General features: G+C 33.3%; 24 protein-coding genes. 14 read left to right on the top strand and 10 right to left on the bottom strand.

The features are described 5' to 3' along the window. Positions 1-47: 47 nt before the first annotated feature. The 4 genes from ACFX4N_RS28300 to ACFX4N_RS28285 all read right to left on the bottom strand — a co-directional run bounded on the left by ACFX4N_RS28300 (position 48) and on the right by ACFX4N_RS28285 (position 4,134). Positions 48-320: an HU family DNA-binding protein gene (locus ACFX4N_RS28300; protein ID WP_029325297.1), complete on the bottom strand. Its 273-nt coding sequence runs from the start codon at positions 318-320 to the stop codon at positions 48-50. 271 nt (positions 321-591) lie between these two features. Beyond that, on the bottom strand, positions 592-1,938 hold the full coding sequence (gene brnQ / locus ACFX4N_RS28295) for a branched-chain amino acid transport system II carrier protein (protein ID WP_098197768.1): 1,347 nt from the start codon (positions 1,936-1,938) through the stop codon (positions 592-594). Positions 1,939-2,222: 284 nt separating this feature from the next. Continuing rightward, on the bottom strand, positions 2,223-2,450 hold the full coding sequence (locus ACFX4N_RS28290) for a hypothetical protein (RefSeq protein ID WP_053488342.1): 228 nt from the start codon (positions 2,448-2,450) through the stop codon (positions 2,223-2,225). Between the two features lie 49 nt (positions 2,451-2,499). Next, positions 2,500-4,134: a glutamate/serine transporter AimA gene (locus tag ACFX4N_RS28285; protein ID WP_377263526.1), complete on the bottom strand. Its 1,635-nt coding sequence runs from the start codon at positions 4,132-4,134 to the stop codon at positions 2,500-2,502. A gap of 642 nt (positions 4,135-4,776) precedes the next feature. Here ACFX4N_RS28285 and ACFX4N_RS28280 point away from each other — a divergent pair. From ACFX4N_RS28280 to ACFX4N_RS28270, 3 genes are all read left to right on the top strand, one after another. Then, the gene (locus tag ACFX4N_RS28280) at positions 4,777-5,061 is read left to right on the top strand and encodes an AbrB/MazE/SpoVT family DNA-binding domain-containing protein (protein ID WP_035439552.1); all 285 of its coding nucleotides are present in this window, start codon (positions 4,777-4,779) and stop codon (positions 5,059-5,061) included. A 105-nt stretch (positions 5,062-5,166) separates the two neighbouring features. After that, positions 5,167-5,475 carry a hypothetical protein gene (locus ACFX4N_RS28275; protein ID WP_035439553.1) on the top strand — a complete coding sequence of 103 codons (309 nt, stop codon included), beginning with the start codon at positions 5,167-5,169 and terminating at the stop codon, positions 5,473-5,475. A 118-nt stretch (positions 5,476-5,593) separates the two neighbouring features. Next, positions 5,594-6,004: a PCYCGC motif-containing (lipo)protein gene (locus tag ACFX4N_RS28270; RefSeq protein WP_146274553.1), complete on the top strand. Its 411-nt coding sequence runs from the start codon at positions 5,594-5,596 to the stop codon at positions 6,002-6,004. 132 nt (positions 6,005-6,136) lie between these two features. On the opposite strand, the gene ACFX4N_RS28265 is transcribed toward ACFX4N_RS28270, so the two are convergent. Further along, entirely contained in the window at positions 6,137-7,318 is a 1,182-nt protein-coding gene (locus ACFX4N_RS28265; protein ID WP_192100828.1) for a YhgE/Pip family protein, read from the bottom strand. 189 nt (positions 7,319-7,507) lie between these two features. On the opposite strand from ACFX4N_RS28265, the gene ACFX4N_RS28260 reads away from it, so the two are divergent. From ACFX4N_RS28260 to ACFX4N_RS28215, 10 genes are all read left to right on the top strand, one after another. After that, on the top strand, positions 7,508-8,116 hold the full coding sequence (locus ACFX4N_RS28260) for a TetR/AcrR family transcriptional regulator (protein ID WP_053488337.1): 609 nt from the start codon (positions 7,508-7,510) through the stop codon (positions 8,114-8,116). 785 nt (positions 8,117-8,901) lie between these two features. Continuing rightward, the gene (locus tag ACFX4N_RS28255) at positions 8,902-9,234 is read left to right on the top strand and encodes a carboxymuconolactone decarboxylase family protein (protein ID WP_043980830.1); all 333 of its coding nucleotides are present in this window, start codon (positions 8,902-8,904) and stop codon (positions 9,232-9,234) included. A gap of 48 nt (positions 9,235-9,282) precedes the next feature. Beyond that, positions 9,283-11,052 (top strand): fatty acyl-AMP ligase, encoded by a 1,770-nt coding sequence (locus ACFX4N_RS28250; protein ID WP_192100829.1) that lies wholly within the window; start codon positions 9,283-9,285, stop codon positions 11,050-11,052. Positions 11,053-11,133: 81 nt separating this feature from the next. Then, on the top strand, positions 11,134-12,171 hold the full coding sequence (locus tag ACFX4N_RS28245) for a flavin-containing monooxygenase (RefSeq protein WP_192100830.1): 1,038 nt from the start codon (positions 11,134-11,136) through the stop codon (positions 12,169-12,171). Between the two features lie 33 nt (positions 12,172-12,204). After that, positions 12,205-12,471 carry a phosphopantetheine-binding protein gene (locus ACFX4N_RS28240; RefSeq protein WP_053488334.1) on the top strand — a complete coding sequence of 89 codons (267 nt, stop codon included), beginning with the start codon at positions 12,205-12,207 and terminating at the stop codon, positions 12,469-12,471. Continuing rightward, positions 12,468-13,637: a LuxE/PaaK family acyltransferase gene (locus tag ACFX4N_RS28235; protein ID WP_098278680.1), complete on the top strand. Its 1,170-nt coding sequence runs from the start codon at positions 12,468-12,470 to the stop codon at positions 13,635-13,637. Before ACFX4N_RS28240 ends, ACFX4N_RS28235 begins: the two co-directional genes overlap by 4 nt. A gap of 1 nt (position 13,638) precedes the next feature. Continuing rightward, complete coding sequence (locus ACFX4N_RS28230) at positions 13,639-14,043, top strand: iron-sulfur cluster assembly scaffold protein (protein WP_098278681.1); 405 nt, start codon at positions 13,639-13,641, stop codon at positions 14,041-14,043. A gap of 2 nt (positions 14,044-14,045) precedes the next feature. Further along, complete coding sequence (locus tag ACFX4N_RS28225) at positions 14,046-15,215, top strand: cysteine desulfurase family protein (RefSeq protein ID WP_192100831.1); 1,170 nt, start codon at positions 14,046-14,048, stop codon at positions 15,213-15,215. A gap of 44 nt (positions 15,216-15,259) precedes the next feature. After that, positions 15,260-15,730 carry a DinB family protein gene (locus ACFX4N_RS28220; protein WP_098278683.1) on the top strand — a complete coding sequence of 157 codons (471 nt, stop codon included), beginning with the start codon at positions 15,260-15,262 and terminating at the stop codon, positions 15,728-15,730. Between the two features lie 155 nt (positions 15,731-15,885). Next, on the top strand, positions 15,886-16,215 hold the full coding sequence (locus ACFX4N_RS28215; protein WP_029325312.1) for a nucleoside triphosphate pyrophosphohydrolase: 330 nt from the start codon (positions 15,886-15,888) through the stop codon (positions 16,213-16,215). 304 nt (positions 16,216-16,519) lie between these two features. Here the strand turns inward: ACFX4N_RS28215 and ACFX4N_RS28210 are convergent, their stop codons facing one another. From ACFX4N_RS28210 to ACFX4N_RS28200, 3 genes are all read right to left on the bottom strand, one after another. Continuing rightward, on the bottom strand, positions 16,520-16,987 hold the full coding sequence (locus ACFX4N_RS28210; protein WP_192100832.1) for a hypothetical protein: 468 nt from the start codon (positions 16,985-16,987) through the stop codon (positions 16,520-16,522). Between the two features lie 10 nt (positions 16,988-16,997). Continuing rightward, entirely contained in the window at positions 16,998-18,008 is a 1,011-nt protein-coding gene (locus ACFX4N_RS28205; protein ID WP_192100833.1) for a DUF3231 family protein, read from the bottom strand. Positions 18,009-18,187: 179 nt separating this feature from the next. After that, positions 18,188-18,700: a DUF3231 family protein gene (locus tag ACFX4N_RS28200; RefSeq protein WP_192100834.1), complete on the bottom strand. Its 513-nt coding sequence runs from the start codon at positions 18,698-18,700 to the stop codon at positions 18,188-18,190. A 288-nt stretch (positions 18,701-18,988) separates the two neighbouring features. Here ACFX4N_RS28200 and ACFX4N_RS28195 point away from each other — a divergent pair, with 288 nt between their 5' ends. Continuing rightward, positions 18,989-19,552, top strand: a complete 564-nt coding sequence (locus tag ACFX4N_RS28195) for a CBO0543 family protein (RefSeq protein WP_098240094.1) — start codon at positions 18,989-18,991, stop codon at positions 19,550-19,552. 148 nt (positions 19,553-19,700) lie between these two features. Here ACFX4N_RS28195 and ACFX4N_RS28190 read toward each other — a convergent pair whose 3' ends face one another. Further along, positions 19,701-19,886 (bottom strand): hypothetical protein, encoded by a 186-nt coding sequence (locus ACFX4N_RS28190; RefSeq protein WP_098325608.1) that lies wholly within the window; start codon positions 19,884-19,886, stop codon positions 19,701-19,703. A gap of 900 nt (positions 19,887-20,786) precedes the next feature. After that, on the bottom strand, positions 20,787-21,662 hold the full coding sequence (locus ACFX4N_RS28185) for a LysR family transcriptional regulator (RefSeq protein ID WP_192100835.1): 876 nt from the start codon (positions 21,660-21,662) through the stop codon (positions 20,787-20,789). Positions 21,663-21,685: the final 23 nt, after the last annotated feature.

The following is a 21,685-nucleotide window of genomic DNA, read 5'->3' as shown; positions in this document are numbered from 1 at the left end:
CTCCAAGGAATAACCTTGAGGCTTTCTGAAAAGTATTCATCCTATACTTATTTAAGAGCTTCTTTTAATTCTTTTCCGGGTTTGAACGCAGGAACTTTTGAAGCTGGAATCGTCATTTCTTCACCAGTTTGGGGATTACGCCCGGTACGAGCTGCACGTTCACGTACTTCAAATGTGCCGAATCCAATCAATTGAATTTTTTCTTCATTAGCAAGTGTATTAGAAATCTTTTCAAACAATGCATCTACAGCTTTTTTAGTATCTTGTTTCGTTAGTTCTGATTTTGTTGCAACTGCATCGATTAATTCAGCTTTTTTCATATGTAAATACCTCATTTCTTACTGCATATATAGTATGTATATGTAGAACATATCACAGTCTTTATAAAATGTTCAAACATAAGCACTCATTTGATGATTTAAAAAGTTATCTAATAAACTAGATGCTGAGATTTGCTCTAAGACAAAATGAACCCCGTTCAAGACAGAAGAAACTCGTCAAAAAGGGAGCTTTGCTCAATAAGAACAAAGCTTCCTTTTGATGATTTTCTCCTATTTTCAAATGGATATAACCTTTACATCAGAATATTTATTATTTATTCAGTCTAGATGACCTGTAATTAAGAAGGATTTTTACTTGTACTATGCTAAAACCTATTAATCCCCCAATAATAGCTGGAACAATCCACCCTAGTCCTAATTTGTACATAGGGAGAACTCTAATAAAGAAACTATTAATAGATGAAATGTGAATACCACCCGTATTTAATCCATCAAATAGACTAATAATAAATGTCAAAAGTAAGCTCCCTTGATAAACTTCAGTTTTTCCTTTAAATAAAGGATGAAAAAAAGTTAAGAATATCAATACAATAGCTAATGGATAAATAGCTGTCAATAGAGGTATAGAAATAGCAATTAACTGCGTTAACCCGATGTTAGCAACGATTGCACTAAAACCACATAGACTAATAGCAAGTATTTTATAAGGTACCTTTGGAAATAGTTTATGAAAGAATGAAGAACAAGAAGCAACAAGTCCTACACTAGTTGTTAAACAAGCTACAGTAATCATTAATCCTAATAATATTCCACCGTAAGCTCCAAAATAATAATTCGAGACTTTTACCAAAACAGTACCTCCGTTATCTAAGTGTCCAAGTTTTTCTACACTTGAAGCACCCATGTAAGAAAGAGCCGTATAAATGGTTATTAGGATAATCGCAGCAATTCCTGTTGCTTTTGCACAAATAGTCATAATGTGTTTTTTTGTTTTTGCGCCTTTTTCTTTAATAGCATTAATAATAATAATTCCAAAAACAAAAGCTGCAAGAGCATCCATTGTTAAATAACCTTCCTGAAATCCCTTGAAAAATGAGTGAATTTTATAGTTCTTCGTAGGTGCCTGGAAATCCCCAATCGGATGAATAAAAGCCATCACTACAAGCATTCCAATAAATGTTAACTTAATAGGCGTTAGGAATTTTCCGATAATATTGATAGTTTTAACAGGATTTAGTGAGAAAAAGCATGTGATGCTAAAAAAGATGATGGTGAAAATAAATAAAGGTATGTGGTCTAGATCTTCCGCCAAAAAAGGTTTGACGCCTATCTCAAAAGAAACGGTTCCTGCTCTTGGTATGGAAAATAAAGGACCAATCGCTAAATAAAGTACGGTTGTAAACACAAGAGCAAACACAGGGTGTACGCGACTCGCTAGTGACTGTACATCATCTTTCCCCGAAAAACCAAATGCCAACACACCAAGTAACGGTAAACCAACTCCGGTTACTAAAAATCCGGCATTAGCTGACCAAATATTTATTCCTGCTGATTGACCAAGCATTGGTGGGAAAATTAAATTTCCTGCCCCGAAGAATAGAGCAAATAACATTAAACCAATAACTACTATAAATGAAAATGGCACTTTATCCGACATATAAAACCTCCATAAAATAACAACTTTCACTATTGTTATATAAATGAAACAAGAGACCGAAAGAATGTACAGTGTTTTTCAGAAAACTTTTCGGCCTTTTCATGTTTTGACTTCTCGTGGCATTACGATAGATAGGAATTCGACTCTTCCTATAGCCCTCGAACATATGAGAAAAGAGAAAAAAGATGCCCTAGGCATCTAATAAGACAAGTAAAATATCTCAATAACATCGTCAAAAGAAGCTTTTGCTGTTGTAAGCAAATTCCCTTTTGGAAGAGTTTCTTCTATTCTAAATTATGTTCATGAGGTGGGATGGACTTAAATCTTAAAATCTTTACATTTTGAATGAACACTCTTTCTTTTGTAGATATATCCAATTTAGCTAACCTTACAATTTCATCTGGATCATTAATGGATTGCATGACTATGGAATTATTAATTATTTTATTATTTTTTAATATAGAATAGTCTACCGTAAAGGTTTTTAACTTTCCTACCTTATTTTTCAACATAACAACTATCTCCATATACTTATAAAATACTTGTATTAGAAACCAATTTTTATACAGCTTTTTCTTTATCTAATTGAGATTTTATTGTTCTCTCCCTTAATCTCATTTCTTCATTTACTTTGGTGGCTTCCTTGAGGTATTCTGTTTTAAATCCACTCTTTACAGCCCAAACATAAAAAACAAGAGACAAACATGTAATGATAAGCATGTCCCAACCGTATCGAATAACATTTATTCCACCAAACTTTTCACTTCCTAAATATGAAATAACCATCATACATAATAAGTAAGTAACCATCCAAAGTCCAGCTAGGAAGTTCTTCTGGAACCCCTTCCATTTCAACTTTGCTTGATAATAAAAGTAAATAGGAAGACCCATCATAATAATGAATAACACCTGTCCTGTAAGTGGCCACCTCGCCCAGTACAGAGTTAATGACGCAAATATAAAACCTAATGGCGCAATAATACTTAATCCCTTTAGATGTAATGGTCTGTACAACTCTTTCCCCGTTCTTCTTAACGTCATGGCTGTAACAGGCCCGGTAATATAAGAGATTAATGTCGCAACTGAAATAATTTCAGCTAATACACCCCAACCTCTGAATAGAAATAAGAAAATGAATGATACGGCTAAATTGAAAAACATTGCTTGACGTGGCACACCATAAATAGGGTGCAATTTCCCTAAAACACCAGGTAAATATTTATTCTTTTCCATACCGTATATCATACGAGATGTGGTAGCAGTATAGGTTATTCCCGTTCCAGAAGGAGAAACAAATGCATCAGCGTACAATACAATAACAAGCCAGTTAATACTTAAAGCAATAGCCAAATCAGCAAATGGAGAGTTGAAATTAAGGTGACTCCATCCATGAACAACCATAGAAGGGTCAACTGCTCCAATAAACGCAACCTGTAATAAGATATAAATAACGGTAGCAATTAGAATCGATCCTACTACAGCTAATGGAATAGAACGCCCAGGATTCTTTGCTTCTCCAGCCATATTAATAGGGCTTTGAAAACCATTAAATGCAAATACAATACCGGACGTTGCTACCGCCGTTAGTACGCTTGCCCAACCATTTGGCACGATGCCTTCTCCAGACGTAAAATTTCCACTATGAAAACCGGCAAATAAAAGTGATCCAATTGTTAAGCCGGGAATCACTATCTTAAAGATTGTGATGAGTGAATTTGCTTTGGAAAAGAGACTTACTGTCCAATAATTTAGTAAGAAATAAATAAGTAATAAAACAGAAGCAATGCCTAATCCAGGTAAAGTAAGCGTGCCATTTTTCACTAAACTACTTGTCCACTTTGCCCATTCCCAGGGCCAAGAACTCATGTATTGTACAGAGGCAACAGCTTCAACTGGGATAACAGATACAATAGCAATCCAGTTTGCCCAAGCAGCAATAAATCCAAGAAACGATCCGTGAGAATATTGTGTATATTTAACCATACCTCCTGCTTCCGGAAACATAGATCCAAGCTCGCTGTAAGAAAGTCCAATAAATAAAATAACAATCATACCGATAATCCAGGAAATAATAGCAGCAGGTCCAGCAATTTGAGCTGCTCTCCATGCCCCGAATAGCCAACCTGAACCAATGATTGAACCTAGTCCAACCATTGTTAAAGAAAAAGTTCCCATCCTACGCTGTAAATGATTCATTTTTTTAACCTCTCTCATATAAGTTGTAGTAATTATAGAAAGACTATTACATCCTCCGAAGTCCCTTTCTTTGTAAGGGAAGGATTATAGTAGATATCGTAGTCTGCTTAGCTTCAAAAGGAGTTGATACATCAGCGTAACTTGAAGAGATAGTGACACTCCTTTAAGTCATTAATAAGGATACAATGAGAGCAATTTTTTTCTGTAGTTAGTTTATAAATATCTTCAATCCATTGAAGTAGAATTAAGAAAAGATAAACTATTATTAAACGCTTTCATTTTTCCCCAGCGAAATCGTATCTTTAATTTATAATAGGAACTATATAATCATACAGAAAACGACAAAAATTATAAATTTTCTAAATTATTTTTTGTGAATGATTCGATAAGTAAGAAGTGCGTATCCTCCATTATTTATATATAGAAACATTTAATGTTATCATATATGGATTTAAATACTTTTTTACATATAAACAATTTAATGGATATTATTGGATGATTTTATGTAGATTTTTGTTTAATTCTGTAGTTTGTATCATAAAATGAGGCTTAATAAATCTTTGTTATTAGTTTAAATTCATATATTACTTTTATTAAAAGAAAATAAACAAGAAAAAGATAATTTAAATTAGGAGTGAGAAAATGAAAAAAATAGGGCTGATTAAAGGTCTGGGTAAATTTGGACGTGTCACATTCCCTAGTGAACTACGACGAACCTTAGGGATAAAAGGCAGTGAGAGTTATGTGGAGATGTCTATAGAAAATGAAGCAATAATTATCGAAAAATGTGGTGAAAGTAAACCCTGTGCTATCACTGGTAAGGTAAGTGATAAAAATAAAGTGTATATAGGTAATATCGTGCTAAGCTCAGAAGGAGAAAAGATTTTATTACAACAATTAATTGATATAGAAAAAACGATTGAGTGACCATTCTTTCATAATGTCATTACTGATATTACATTTGGTATAACCGATATACACCAATTAATTTCTGTGTTCGTAGCCACCATTTTACACCAGGTTCCAGAGTGCATGGCAATCATGACTGTTCTTTCTGTAGCAAAAGTACCTCAATTATCCTTTTTACTAATTGTAGCCTTCTTATCTTTATCCTTAGGTGGGAGTTTATTAATTGGAGAAAGCGTACAAGCCTCCTCACTTAAATTACAAGCTTTATCGACTGGGGGACCAATCGGTACATTGTCCTTGGTTATCTTTCATAAAGTAATAGGCCAGGCTGTAACTCATTTTAGACTTCTACATGTATGGATGCTTATAGGTTTAGGAGTATTAATTATTTACGTTTATCAGTATTCACTTTCACTATTTCATGGTCATTAAAGGGATTTTATTATTAGTTGTTTTAAAAACGACAAGAATGATGGATATACCTTGTAGGTCAAACTTTTCCTTACTATTATAGGATTAGTTGCATAAAAAGTCTTTAGTCGTATTAATCATGCTAATAGTAAGCATAGTTTCTACAGCCTGTTCAAGTTCAAATACAAGCGAAGAAACAGCTAGTAATGAGGTTTTACCTGAATTTTTGAAGGATAAACCAGAAGAGGTGCAAACCATTTACGCGAATGCTGCCCAAAATAAAGAGCTACTAGAGAATATTCCATACTACTGTGGCTGTGGTGAATCGACAGGGGATAAAAATAACTATGATTGCTTTATCCATGAGAATAAAAGAGATGGAAAGGTAGTATGGGATGACCATGGAACAAAATGTGGTGTTTGTCTCGAAATAGCAGCTCAATCCGTTCCTGATTTGGAATCTGGCAAATCAATTAAACAAATTCGTCAATCAATTGATGAAAAATATAAAAGTGGTTATGCAAAACCAACACCAACTCCTGAAGTTTAAGGTCAAGTATAGGCTTTTAGCTTACATGTAATTAAAAAGATATCAAAAGATTGCTTAAAACAAATAGGACCTTGAGAAGAGTAAGTTATATATCTTGCTCTTCTCAAGGTCTTTTTTATTAATACATAAAAATTACTTTTCTACAGCTACCATTTTTTTTTCTTTACTTGTTGTTTTGAGTATAGAGAGCGACATGATTATAAATGAAGCCACACCTATCATTCCTAGAACAAATAAATAGCTTTCAATATCATGCCCTCCAAAGTAGAAGATATTACGTAGACCTTCTACACTATATTTAAAAGGAACCCATGAATAAAACCAATCTTGAGTTACTGTAGGTAGAAACTCTGGAGGTAAATTTAATACCGGAATTGAGAAGAGAAAAAGTAAGATGAATAATGGAACTCCTACTAATCCTAACCAATTTAAAATAGCGTTTTGAAGTAAATAAAACATAAATGCAGTAAAGAGTAAAAATAAGAATGTTGTCTGGAAGTCAGATATATTAACGTTTAATACATTATCGGTAAATAAAAGGACTGTAGAAGCAATGGCGGTTGCAAATAGTAGTCCTGCAACTAATTGAGCTAAAACAGATCGGATACTTATACGGCCATTTGTAACCTTCTTCATAATAACAAAATGAATAACAGAACTAATAATGACTGCGATCCATATTATTTGTGTAAATAATACAGGGGCATTTCCATTGGCTGTATGATCTCCAACTTCGTTAACTGTTTCATTCTTCACAAGTAAAGGGCTGCTCAAAAGTTTCGCTTGCGAAGGAGTAATAGTAGCTTTATTAGTCTCTAACTGGGTAAAAACAGTATCCTGAATTTGACCATTTATTTTAGAAAGCAATTGATCGATAACCTGCTTTGTTGTATTAGCAGCCGTGTAATGCATTCCTTGATTAATAATTACCTCTACTTCTGGCTTTTGAGGTGAAGGAGATTGAAGTGACAAAATTTGTTGAGACATATTCTCTGGAATCACAATCGTTGCATAGTATTTCTTTTCATTCATTGCACTGATAGCATCTTCTCTTGTGTCAATCACTGACCATTTAAAGGGAATATCTTTATTATCTAGTAACGCTTCTTTATATTGCTCTCCAGCATTTAGTTTTGTGTTATTAGGCAGTTTAGCACCTTTATCATTTACCACCAATGCAACAGGCAAGTCCTTCGGAGTGGGATTAACAATTGATCCTATGAAAGCAATACTAAAAATCATAACGACAATGATAATTCCTAGTAAGCTCCCCAAAAATCTTTTTTGTGAAAAAAAACTCTTAAATACGCACACGTAATCTCCCTCCTGAACATCTTGTTTTCATTGACAGGGCGTTGCATAAGAAACGCCTTGTTATATACAATGTAATTATATTCCTTATTCTCACATACTCAATAATCAATATTGCGCTATTTGTTATATATACAACACATGAGTCCTGAGTGTTAATTAAAAATGAAATCATAGACAGGTGATGAGAAAATGTTAAAGAAAACAGATTTGCGTGTTATTCGAACACGAAAAATGATTAAAGAATCGTTTATTGATTTAATTCAAGAGAAAGGCTATGAATCTATTACCATTAGGGATATTGCAGACAATGCATTAATTAACAGGGCTACCTTTTATCTTCACTATGTAGATAAGCAAGATTTGGTGGATAAACTAATTGACGAAGTTTTTGAGGAACTAACAGATATTATTAACCCTTGTATATACATTCAAAAGAAAAGGGTGAAAATATCACAGTTTCAATCAATGATTGAAGCTATATTCACAAATATTTTCCACCATGCTACTTTTTATCAAATTATGTTAAGTGAAAAAGGGGTACATGGATTTAATCGCAAAATGCAAGGGGTTATTCTAGAGAAATTCAGAAAAGAATTCGCCACAATAAATTTACAAGAACAAAAATTTTCAACTCCTCCAGAATTATTAATACATTTCATTTCTTCAGCATTGATTGGTACTGTAGAATGGTGGGTTAATAATGATTTAGTCTACTCTCCTAAACATATGGCAGTGCAGTTAGTTAGCTTAATTACAATTGGTCCATTACAGTCTTCAGGTTTTGAAATTGAAGCATAAGATAAAATTTAACTTGTAAAGAGTTCCAAACTTACTTCAATAAGCAATTTTAAAAACAGCAGCATCACCTAGGCTTTTATAAAAAATGGGATTATATCTAGGATAACTTCCAGAAGAGATCTTGAATGCAGATAGATATAATCCCTCACACTATCATTCTCATCTTTTACCTTCATTTCCAAATGTAAACTTCATTTTTTTTTAAAATTTTTTTGTAACATTCTTTTTTGGTAAAAATGGTAGCGTTGTCATATGTTTTAACATTCAAAAAAGCGTTTGAGTGTTATAGAGACATATTATACATAGTGAATATCTCACTTTTAAATAAAGATTCATCTGCTCTAAAAAAACATCTAAACTTTCTTATATCTTATAGTCCACTTATTTTTTTAAAACTTCTCAAAAATACCTCCTGAAATGAGTCTTGCTTTGATTTTATTAATATAATTTTAAGCATAATAATGTACTTATCCTAGTGAATAAATAGCCTTTATTTTACCTCCTAAAAGTCTTGTGAAATAGTTATTAAATTATTCTTAAATTTCAAATAAAGTGATTGACAACCCAAAATATTGTTTGTAGAATCCATTTGTAGCTGCTTTTTTTACAAATAGAGGTAATTATAGGTTAATTTTCTTCTGTTTCAGAGTAGTTAAATTTTACCATTATGAAAAAGGGGTGGGGAAATCGTCCGATGATTAAATAAGTTTTTATTATTTTAAAGTAGTTTGTTTTATTCTTTATAATAGTTACTTATATTTAAACAATGAGGGGAGAAATAAAAGATGTCAGACGATACTTTATATAAAAAATCATATTTAAATAGATTAGGTGAATTAAAGGAAAGGTCGCCAAAGGTTGCAGCAAAATTTATGCAGTTTGAACATGAAGTCTTTAATACGGGTACGATTCCTCCTAAAACAAAAGAGTTGATTGCTATTGCCGTGGCTCATACAACAGGATGTCCATATTGCATTGAAGCTCATGTAGCTAAGTATAAAAAACTAGGTGGAACTATGGATGAGATTTTAGAAGCAGTGACTGTAGCAGCTGCACTTAAAGCTGGTGCTGCAATTAGTCATAGTGTAAATGCCATCAATGCCTTTGAAAGAGAGTAGAACTTTTGATTTTGTGATTTTAGAACACTAAAAAGAGGTGTAGACCGCATGGAAAAGTTGATAGACAATCCTACTATTCCAAATAGTAATTATTCTTCAATGATAGACTTGTTATCACATAAAGCGATGATACATCCTGAAAAAGTAGTCTACACATTTTTATCTAATGATAACCAAGATGAAACTAATATTACCTATCAAGAACTTCATATGTATGCTCAGCAAATCGCTGCTTACCTACAACATTTAGGTTTAGAAGGACAACGAGCTCTTTTAATGTATCCATCGGGGATAGACTATGTTAAAGCCTTTCTAGGATGTATCTATGCGAATGTAACACCCGTACCTGTGTACCCTCCCGGGTTAAGTAGAAATATGGAACGTTTAAAAGCAATTATGGATGATTCAGCTACTAATATCATCTTGACAACTACTCAACTGCATTCAAAAATAAGTTTTCATTTCTCAGATGAAATTTCAAATATGAATCTAAAGTGGATTCCGATTGACGATATATCTCATGATTATCGGGATCAGTGGTCGCAACCAAAGGTAGATAAAGAATCTTTAGCTTTTTTACAATATACTTCAGGATCTACATCTTCTCCTAAAGGAGTGATGGTCACTCATGGTAATATCTTGCACAATGAAGCCATGATTAAAGCAGCTTGTCAGCATAACGAGGATACAGTCATGCTCGGATGGCTACCAATGTATCATGATATGGGGTTAATAGGTAACATTCTACAACCACTATATCTTGGGGCTAAATGTGTATTTATGTCGCCAATGGATTTTTTACAAAAACCTTTTCGATGGCTAAGTGCTATTTCAAAGTACAAAGCAACTATTAGTGGTGGACCCAATTTTGCTTATGACTTATGTCTAAAAAAGATTACAGATGAACAAAAGATGCAGCTTGATTTGAGTAGTTGGGAAGTTGCTTTTAATGGGGCTGAACCCGTGCGTTATGAAACTATTCAAAAGTTTGCCCGGGCTTTTAAAGATTGTGATTTTAAACTAAATCAATTTTTTCCATGCTACGGTATGGCTGAGGCAACTTTATTTATAACAGGTAATGAAAAATTAACAAAGCCTGTCTCCAAAGGCTTTTGCAAAGAAAGTCTTCTAGAAAATAAAGCTATAGAGCGACCTATAAATTCTGAAGATTCAGTTAAATTAGTTGGTTGCGGTATGACTTGGCTTGATCAGAAAGTAGAAATTGTTAATACTGATTCCTTATCCAAGTGTGCATTAAATGAAATAGGTGAAATTTGGGTTAAAGGAGACAGTATAGCAAAAGGATATTTTGGACGGGAACAAGAAACAAATTATGCGTTTAATAATACAGTGAAAGACACAAACGAAAATGGTTTTTTAAGAACTGGGGATTTAGGGTTCTTTCATGAAGGCCAGCTTTTTGTAACAGGTAGACTAAAAGATGTCATTGTATTGAGAGGGAAAAACCATTACCCACAAGATATTGAATTAACTGTGGAAAAAGCAGATGAAGCTATTATTTCAGGAGCCAGCGCTGCGTTCTCTGTTGATATTAATGGGGAAGAAAAGTTGATTATAGTTGCTGAAATCGAACGTAAATATAGGCCTAGACCACACAAAGAAAGAGAATTAAAAGGTTATTTAGACAATGTTTTAAGGAGCATCCGTCAACAAGTAATGGAGGAACATGAAGTTCAGCCATATTCTATTTATCTTTTAAAGACTAGCAGTATACCAAAAACATCTAGTGGAAAAATCCAAAGGCGTGCTTGTAAAAACGCGTATTTAAATAATGGTTTAGAGGTTTGGCATAATTAAATTCGTTCTTTTCCCTCTTTTCCTAATAAATTCATCCTACTATGCATAATGTACTTACTATTGTTGAAGGAGGGATGTTAAATGGGAGATTTATATAACACAATTGTAATTGGTGCTGGGCAAGCAGGACTAGCTATTGGTTATTATTTAAAACAAAAATCTCTTTCATTTTTAATTATAGATTCTAATAGTAGAGTTGGGGACTCTTGGCGTCATCGTTACGATTCTTTAACCTTGTTTACACCTAGATCTCATAGTGCACTGCCGGGTATGAACGTAGAAGGATCGCCACATGGTTACCCTAACAAAGATGAGATTGCCGATTATTTAGAGAATTATAGTCATCATTATAATCTTCCAGTTCAACTGAATACAGCAGTTACTAATTTATTTAAAGAGAATGAACAGTTCCACCTCGTTACTAATAAGGGGAATTACGTAGCGAAAAATATAGTAGTTGCGACTGGTCCCTTTCAAAAACCCTTTGTACCAGATATTGAGAAAGATGTCTCAAAAGACATTTTTCAGATTCATGCAGCTCATTACAGAAATTCGTCTCAATTAAAAGAAGGAACGACTTTAATTGTAGGTGCTGGTAATTCAGGTGTGCAGATTGCAACGGAGTTAGCTGAAAGCAGAGAAGTTTATCTATCTGTAGGTAAACGAATGAAATTCCTACCCTATACATTACTGAACAGGAGTATTTTTTGGTGGTTTCAAGTGCTTGGAATATCAAAAGCAACTATCCATTCAAAATTGGGGCAGTTTATGAAAAAAAATGATCCAATTATAGGGAAAGAGTTAAAACCACTGCTAAGTAGAGGAGCTGTTAAAAAGGTTTCAAAAGTTTCAAAGGCAGACGGTGAGAGTTTAATTTTTCAAAATGGCGAGAAGGTCCAACCAGAGAATATCATCTGGGCCACTGGTTACCACAATGATTACGAATGGATTGAAGTCCCTAATATAATTGATAAAAACAATAATGTGATTCATGATCGAGGCATAACAAAAGAAAAGGGTCTTTACTTTCTAGGGTTATCATGGCAATACCGACGAGGTTCCGCCTTATTATTAGGGGTTGGAGAAGACGCCAAGTTCTTGGCAAATCATATAACTTAATTAATATGAAAAGTTTTAGTGGGGGTCCTAACTATGGAAAACGATAAGATTTTTATGATGATAAGAGAGTCTATTTTAGTTTTTTCACCTTTAAAAGAAACGGATATTAAAATGGATAGCAATTTGTCTGGAGATTTATCGCTAGATTCAACTGATCGTTTAGAACTTGTTTTAGATTTAGAACAAAAGTTAGATATTAGCATTCCAACTGAGGACTATGGCTGGTGTAAAACAATTGAGGACGTTGTAGTGTTAGTAAAACAAATACAAGCTCTAAACACTAAGGAGGCTATTAAATGAACTTATCTACTCAGTTAAAAGAACTAGGACTATCTCCATTAAATACTTTAGTGGGCAGTGCTCATAATCTTTATAAAATGCCTTTTGATACAGTAAATGAATATAAAGGCAGTATTATAGCAGATAACTTTCACTATCATTATGAAAACAACGAATTTTATCGTGATTTATGTAAGAAGAAAGATGTTCGTCCTGAGGACGTAAAGGGTTTTGATGATCTAACAAAAATCCCTTTAATACCAGTTCAAACATTTAAACAATGTGATTCCCATCTCCTTATGACATCAAAATTAAATGAGGTCGAATTTGAAATGAGAAGCACTGGAACAAGTGGTATTCCTAGTGTATCTCGTCGTGATCGTTTAACGATGGACAGCGCATTTGATAGTGTTGTAACAACGTATAGAGAGTTTTTTAAGCTTTCTAGAGGAATGGGATTATTCCTTTTTCCACCTACAGAAGAAATGCCTGAAATGGGAATGGTAAAAGCACTGAACGTTTTTGCTGGTTTATTAGATGGTAGTGTTAATTTAGTAAAGAAAATAACATTCAACCCCGAAAAAGCTGTAGAAGTCTTACAAAGTTGGGATGGAAAGCATACTAGACATATAGTAGGTCCCCCATTTTTAGTATATAGATTAATTAAATATTGTATGGATCGCAATATTAAACTTAATTTAGAAAAGAATAGCTTTATTATTACGCTTGGAGGATGGAAAAGGTTCACTGGTGAAGAAATTCCACGAGCAGAATTTAATGAGCTTTGCCATGAATATTTAGGTGTTCAATCATACAATGTAAGGGATATGTATGGATTGGTGGAAGCTAATATGCTTGCAGTAGAATGCCATAAACAAGAAAAACATATTCCACCATGGGTCCACGTTTCTATGCGTAACCCACACAATGTCTTAGAAGAAGTTGAATATGGAGAAAGAGGCGTTATTGCTATTTATGATCCAACTTCTATTTCTTATCCAGGCTTCGTTCTGACAGAAGATGTTGGCTATTTAAGAAAAGATACATCTTGCGAATGTGGTCGTAATGGACAGACACTAGTATATATTTCAAGGATGCCAGGCGTAGAAGTAGGTTGTTGTGCAATTAACCTTGAAAAGTTTATCGAAGAAAAAGAAAAAGGCATGGCTATCAAAGGAGGAATTTAAAATGTTCAATGATATAATCTGTGATCATTTTATGAATCCTAGGAATATTGGTGAACTTACAGATGCGGACTATGTGATCGAAATCAGTAATCCTATTTGTGGTGATACAGTACACATGTATTTAAAGTTAAACCAAGAGGTTATCTCCGATGTGGCTTATAGAGCTTATGGATGCTCTACATCTATTGCTACAGCAAGTATTGTTTCAGAAAAAATAGTTGGTATGTCTAAAACTGAAATTTCGTCTATTACACGAAGTAACGTTGTTGAATGGTTAGGTGAGTTAGAACCTTCACAGCTTCACTGTGTGGATATTGCTTTAAATATTCTAAATCAGTGTGCAAATCCAACAAAAAAGAAATTTGAACAGAAAGAGTTTCTGATAGAAGGGGAAGGTGCATTTTAACAATGCATACACCTATTTATTTTGACTATAATGCCACTACTCCTATTGATCCAAGAGTATTAGAAGGTATGTTACCGTATCTTCATAATCATTTCGGAAATCCGTCGAGCACTTATTCTATAGGATATCGTACTAAAGAGGCCATTGAAATGGCACGTAAAGATATAGCTAATCTTATCGGTGTTGAGGATGGTAATGTATTTTTTACAAGTGGTGGATCTGAGGCGAATTCCACTATATTAAAAGGCATTGCAGCAAAAAGTTCAAAGAAGAAGCATATTATTACAAGTTCAATTGAACATCCAGCTATCTTAAAAACGTGTGATTACTTAAGAAAGCATCATGGATTTCAAATTACCACAATATCTGTCAATTCGGCTGGTATTGTGGATGTTAATGATATCGAAAGAGCTATGACTAGCCAAACAGTTCTTGTTACAGTCATGATGGTAAATAATGAAATTGGATCTATACAGCCTATAAAAGAAATAGGTAATCTGTGTAAAAAGCACAATATTCATTTCCATTGCGACGCAGTACAGGCAGTTGGGAAAATACCTGTTAATTTAAAGGAACTTCCAATTGACAGTTTATCTATGTCAGCGCATAAGATTTATGGACCTAAGGGAGTAGGCTGTTTATATTTACGTGAAGGTGTGAATATTCCTCCTCTTATCCTTGGAGGGTCTCAAGAATTTGGTATGCGCTCTGGAACAGAAAATGTAGCAGGTATTGTCGGTTTTGGGATTGCTGCAAAAATAGTTCAAGAAGATCTATACTTCAATCTTACAAAGATAGAGTACCTACGTAACTTATTCTTAACTAATCTCCATACAGAAATTGAGGATTGTTTAATAAACGGAGACATACATGCGAATGTTCCTTCCACAATAAATATTCAATTTTCTGGTATTAGAGGAGAATCCTTAGCCAGTATGTTAAATGAATTAGGATTTTGCGTATCTATTGCTTCCGCATGTAGTTCTACGTCATCAAAACTATCTCATGTATTAAAAGCAATTGGGAGGACAGATGACGAAATTAGAAGCTCAATTCGTATAAGTATAGGAGCACTAACCACTGAAGATGAAGTAAATCAGCTAGTTAGACATTTAAAGCATTCTGTTGTGAGATTACGTTCTTTCTCACCTAAATATCAAATACCTGTATAGGAATATTAGAGTGAAAAATAATGATTGAAAGGTAGTGAGACTATATGAATGAATTAGTATTTAAGCAGTTTAAAGTGGCAAAGGATTACTTTATAAGAAATGTAGAATCTATTTCTAAAGAAGTAGCGAGTGTTCAGCCAGATGGTTTTAACAATACAATTCATTGGCATGTTGGTCATGTATTAACATTCACTGAGCAATTAATGTTTGGCTTTCCAGAAAAAACGACTTACCTTCCAGCAAACTATATCGAATTGTTTGGTAATGGTACAAAACCAGATGATTGGAAGGATAAGGTGCCTAGCTTAGACGAATTGATTATTCAGCTCAAGGATCAGTCCATTCGTCTTCAGCAAATTCCAAATGAACAATTAAAGGCAACACTTCAAAAACCATTTATGGGATTTGAAACTTTTGAAGAATTAGCAGGTTTGGCCGTATTACATGAATCCAATCATTTAGGCCACATTCAAGCAATGAAACGTGTTGTTGAATATGAAAATGTAAAAAACTAATCAATGTAGATACAGCTGAAAAATACCTTCTAACAGTTTATATTAATAAGTTCTAAACAAAAACAAGCATTTGTTTTCAAAGGCTTGTTTTTTTGTTTAGATAGTTCTGCTGCGTCTATATAGTAAACATTCTAATTATAAAGGAGATAAGATAAATGACCATTTACAATAAACTAATTAGAGACCGCATACCCGAAATTATCCAAGAATCCGAAGGCGAGTGTGTGGTTGAAGTTTTAACAGAACAGGATTATTTAAAAGAACTTCAAAGGAAAAGTCAGGAAGAATTAAATGAGTATTTAGCAGCTTCTAACTCAAATGAGGCTATAGAAGAACTTGCAGATTTATTAGAAGTAATCTATGGATTAACAAAGTGTCATGGATTTTCCATCGAAGATTTAGAGAGAGTTAGACAACATAAAGCTGATAAAAGAGGAGTCTTTGATAAAAAATTATTTCTAGTGGAAGTTCGTAAGAAGGAGTAAATTTAATTTCGTTAACGTTGTGAAACAGTATCAAATATACTGTCGGTGGAAATATAGTTTATAGTCATTTTACACACCTTTCTAGTTATGTAATTGTATCTAATTCACTAATGTTATCCAAATAAACCTATTTAATTGATTATATTTCCATATTTAACAGTCGGCATTTATTTGATAAAATAATTTTTGACGAACCCTATAAGCATTATCTGATATTTATACTTTGGGATTTTTTATGAAAGCTCACTTAACAGGCATGCGTATTAATACGCATGCCTGTTAAGATTTCTTATTTTTATATGACTTAGTTATACACCCTTTTTTTTATGATTGTTTTTAAGGAAAAGCCTATAATTAATCCCGGTATCACACAAATCATTGGAAACCATACAGTCCCTAGCATAATCCCAAACAACGTGATTTTTGATGAATATATAATTCCTATGGTAACAAAACATGCAGAGAATACAAAAGGAAGATAAGAATAAGGTTCTTTTCCTCCACCCGCATCTTTAATTGCGTCCCACATTGCAAGAAAGTAAACACAAGGATAAAACATAAGCCATTGATAATTTGCTTGAGTAATTGAATCCTCTATTTTTCCAATAAAACTTAAACGAATAATTTCATTAAAATGAGAATTTACATTTATCATAAATTCAAGTGCAATAAAAAGAATGCCTTTAAAAAGTTTACCGTTTAATATTTGGGCAAAGCCAGGTAATGCAATACTCCACAAAATTCTTTCCACGACTTCGTCCTTTTTTTTCATAACATTCACATCATTTATTTTTTGCCAAGTCTCCACGATCTGTGGCAGTGGGTGGCTGTTCCATCCATCCATTATCTATCAAAAGATTTGTCCCATCTTCAGCTAATAGCCCCATTTCTGTAATCATACGTGCGTAATCAACTGACAAGTCTCTTCTTTGACAAACTGATAAGGCCTCACCATAATAAGCTATGGCAGCAGAAAGTAGTGTCACTACGTGGTACAGCATCAGCTTATCTGAAAAAGGAGGCACTGTTGAATCAGTTACTTCTGACTCAAATGTTCTTGGCGCATGCAAATTATCTTCTTCTAACATTGATGTTAGGATATTAAAGTGTTTTTCGCAAAGCTTCCTACCCCGTTCCATATAATCTCGGACCTCTGTAGATCGAACAACTTGACTAAAGCCTAACTCGAGTACTATTTTCATTAGTGTTTTCTGCATATTAAGGTAGGCAGCACTGATTTCGACTGCATTAATCGGTCTACGTTTACCAAACCAACCTCTTAAAAAGTTTTGTTCCTTTACAAAATCGATTTTCTGTTTATTGTTTAGTGTTGGAGGTTTACTGATAATCCCTTTGTGTAACAAAATATTCGTTGCTCTATTATACAATTCCATCGTCTCATAACTACATCTAATAAAGTATTGTCTCTGGTCTTCTCTTATGCTGATGCTGACTGCGCCAGAGTATCTAGTCATGCCGTGAATAGCCATGATTTGTAAATAAACAATCATATATGTATCAGTAAATAAAGGAGGTGCTTCTACTGTAACGTCTTCATTTGTAAAACCTATAGGAATCGGATAATTTTCTTGCGTTAAAAATTGTTTAACTTTTTCAAGATGATTTTCTGCTAATTCAAGAGCATATTGAAGTACCTCACGAATGTTTTCGTCTTTTGCATGATTTATAAAATAGAGAAGAATACAACGTGACAAACTGTCATTTTCATATTGCATCCAAAGACTTGCGAGTTCTGATGCAGTAATTTTAGTTTCATGGTTAATGTTATTCATTTTCATCCCTCCTAATGGGTTGTGAAAGATGGGATTAGTATAACCATTTGCCCCAACTTATACTTTTTAGTCTGCTTGCATAAGTTATTTTTAGTTATCATAATGTCGACTATAGGAAATGAAAAAGGTGTCCCTATTTGCTAAGAAACACCTTTTTGTATTCTATAGAATGCTAATCGTTAACAATCAGTTTTTTTAGACTTATGAAGAGGTGGCGGAATTAACCAACCTTTTTCTTTATTAAGTCGTAGAAACTTTCCTCCAAGAGCTACCTTTTGCATATGAATTTGTGCAAACATGACTGCAATATCTTCACGAATACATTGTCCAATCAGTTGACTACAACCCACTAGACCAGCAGCTATATCCAATGAAATTGCAGCTGCAATTTCTGGATCCTGAACGCGTGCACCTACTGGAATATCATCTAAACAAGCTTCAGGTCGTTCAGGTGGGGTCGGCGGTAAACCTACTCCATTTTCTTTTAACAGCGTTTCTATGCCTTTCATTTCTTGCTGACACTGCTCGATAGTTTCTTGTACCAACTTATGTAGATCCTTGTCTCCTACATGATTTAGAAATGTTTGATAGCCAGACACTAACCCTTTTGAGGTAGAAAGATACGACCATGCTCCAAACACCTCACCATAATGCATTGGTTCGTCTGTAGGATTGCCACTTAAAATACCCATTGTTATCCTCCTTATAAAATTCATGATAGTGTGCCACCTTCCTTGCTATGCACATGCTTAACATCTCCATATCTTGTTTTATTATTCTTCTAGATATACAAAAGGTAAATTTATCTATGAATATTATTCAATGTTTTAAGTAAACTAACTAAGATGCATGGATGAGCATCAGCCACTATACCCTTGTTATAAACCGAAAAACTACCTTTGCAAAATGGGTAGTTTTTTCTTTTCAAGATGTATAAGGTGGGATACCTTCACTCATAGAATAAATGTGAGGCGATTCTTATGAAAACAATACAAGATCCAGAAAAAATGAAAAAAATGGAGGAATTCCATCATAAAGTCACTCAGGCAAATGAGGGGTATCTTGATTATTGGGTGAAAAATACTCTTTTTCATTGGGACTTTTTTTTATCCTTAGCGTTTACCATCATACCTGTACTTATATGGATCAAGTTTCGAAAGAAAGAGAGCACACACCGTCTCTTATTTGTTGGTTTTTTTGTTGCTCTTGTTTCTTCCTGGCTCGATTTTTTAGGAGTACAATTTGGAAAATGGTATTATACGGGAAAAGTTATACCTTCTATTCCTTCTTACGTTCCTTGGGATTTTGTGCTTATCCCTATATTTGTCATGTTTCTCATTCAATTTAAGCCTCATCTATCTCCCATTCTAAAAGGATTATTATTCGCAGGAGTAAGTGCATTTATTGGAGAACCCTTTTTTAAATGGTTAGGTCTTTACGTTGAAAAAGATTGGAGTATATTTTATTCTATCCCGATTTACTTTGTTATTTATTTAATCTGTTATCGTCTTAGTACATTAAAAAATTACGATCCCATTAATTAGGTTCCAAGAGCTCCCGTCACGAGTATGCAGGAACCTTCAGATATAAGATGAATTAGCCACAATTGAACTGTGAAGTAGTGGTTATTCATTTTTAGTTACCATAATCACCATTCTAGGAATAAAAAAGAGACCTTGATTTATAAGGTCTCTACAAGTTAGCAAGCTTTTGATCAGCTACAAATTTCATAAGGATGCCTGAACCTAAAACATTTAATAATATGCTGCTACCTAAGATAACACCATATAATAATCCAGCTATATGTAATGTTAAAGTTAAAATTAAAAAGATTGTTCCTGTACTTACTAGAAGTAATCCTAAGCTTCGATTATCCATCTATTTCACCACCAATAATAAAAAAAGTAAATATAGTTATATTTTAACATAATACGTCTTATTTTACTTTTAAATATTATGTATAAGATATACAACATCAGTTAACATAATAAGCGTTATAGGAAATAATAATAAGATACGAATAGCACCTTATAGGTGTCAAAAATCAAAGCCCTTATAGACTTTATATATCATTTCATCATATTTTCATTATTAATTGTTAAATTAAATCTTGTGAAAAGCATACTGACATTTTTTCATAAGTTTAACCCCCTTTTAGACTCACTTTTAAGAAGTGAGTTTTTTATTTATAATATGGACTTGTTTAATCTTCACAACGTTCAATGAATAAAGAGTTTTAGGCATTGAACTAAAACAGTCTTATATTTTAAAGTAGAAAACCATTTTCTTGCTTATCAACATTACCAGAAGCAAAAAGAGCCTGAATCATTTAGAAACAGACTCTTTTTGCTTTGAATATATAAATTCCTTTACTTCTACAATTGAAAGACCTAGATGATATGCTTCTTCATTTAATAAATCGCTTTCATGAAGAAAATATGTTATAATTAATTTGCTAAAACACACACATTTCATATCTTGTTTTATAAAAAGCTGCCTCTCCTGACGCTCCGAGGCAGCTTTTTATTTTGTTAACGATAATAAATACTTTAACATCTTGTAATAGATTTAAGCATCTTGTCCGTAAAAGTATACCTTTTTAGAAAAATGAACATCGAAATAAAAGAAAAAGGTAGGTTGCTATCTAAATAGAGGGGATTACAAAATTCATTTTTAGCCTTGTATGTATATGAATGTAAAAACTATATTTTCAATATTTATAGCTTGAAATTTTGTTTTTTACAAGTGAACAATATGGATAATAAAAAAGAGTTGCAACTAATTGTTAAAAAGCCGTAGAAATTCTCTTGTAGAAGCTGACAAGTAACTATTTGCTCTCCAAACTAAGGCTGGTTCTGATATCCATGGATTATCTTGAATTGAAATGATTTTAAATTCTTTCATTAATTTTTGATTTATCATAGATAATGGTAATATTGTTGCTCCAAATCCCATTTCTACTAAATTTAACAACATTGCAGAGTCATGACACTCACATAGGATATTGGGAGTTAAATTCAACTTTTGGAATACGTTAATGATTTGATCAAATAACCCAGTTCCTTCTGTAGGGCGTAATAGTAACAGAGGAATCTCAGAAATCTTCTGGATGCTTATGACCTTTTCGGCTAAGTTGTAATCATTAGGTACAACTAATACACATGGATCAACCTCCAATTTTTTCATCTCAATATCTTTTTGAGAAAATGGTCCGCCTGTAATAGCAATATCAATCTGACGATTCTTCAATAAGTTCATCAAATGAGTAGAGTCACCTTCCCAAATGTTAAATTTGATATGTGAGTATTTCTGCCGAAATTCCTTTAAATTAGAAAGTAAAATAGGGGCACAATAAATCGTGGATCCCACTGAGAGTGTTCCACTTATCTCCTCACTGAATTCTTTAACTTCTAGTATTGCCTCTTCCATTCCATGTAATAATTTTTTTGCTTTTTTCAGAAACAATTCTCCTTGATCAGTTAGGGTTACTTTTTTCTTTTTATTTCTATCAAATAAGACAACACCTAATTCATCTTCCATCATTTTCAATTGTCGACTAAGTGGTGGTTGTGCCATATGTAGATGTTCTGCGGCTTTAGAAATAGTTCCTTGTTCTGCAATAGCTATAAAATAGCGTAACTGCTTAATGTCCATGTTTACCCTCCAGAAATAATTAT

The organism is Priestia sp. YIM B13551 (genome assembly GCF_042787905.1).
Taxonomy (GTDB): Bacteria; Bacillota; Bacilli; order Bacillales; family Bacillaceae_H; genus Priestia.
This window is presented reverse-complemented; position numbering and strand designations above follow the sequence as displayed.